Origin of the sequence: Pseudovibrio sp. W64, assembly GCF_001623145.1 — a bacterium.
Taxonomy (GTDB): domain Bacteria; phylum Pseudomonadota; class Alphaproteobacteria; order Rhizobiales; family Stappiaceae; genus Pseudovibrio.
The window spans coordinates 1-305 of sequence record NZ_LMCI01000020.1 but is presented as its reverse complement, the minus strand read 5'-3'; the positions used below and the strand labels follow the sequence as shown (position 1 = coordinate 305).

Below are 305 nucleotides of genomic sequence, written 5' to 3'. Positions count from 1 at the left end.
AAGAGGAGCTTCAAATCGCTGCCAATCCGAGGACGCTGGGATTGATTTCGGTTCTATGCGATCATGGCGCTGTAAAATAGCATGCACCGTGGAGCTTGCTGGAACTGTAATGCCTTGATGCTGCAGATAAGCGCGGATCTTTCGAGCGCCCCAAGCCGGGTAAGTGTCACGTACTGATAAAACCCTCTGCTCCACCTCCTGTGGTGAACGCCCAGGGGACGTTCTGGGCCGGCGAGAGAGATCATTCAAGGCTTCTCCCGCACGCCACCGCCTCAGCCATTTATAGCCTGTTTGTGGGCTGATAC

Annotated in this window: 1 protein-coding gene; it reads right to left on the bottom strand. The window is 55.1% G+C overall.

What is annotated here, in order from left to right:
- On the bottom strand, positions 1-305 hold a 305-nt coding region (locus PsW64_RS27075), incomplete at both ends, for a helix-turn-helix domain-containing protein (RefSeq protein WP_193757780.1).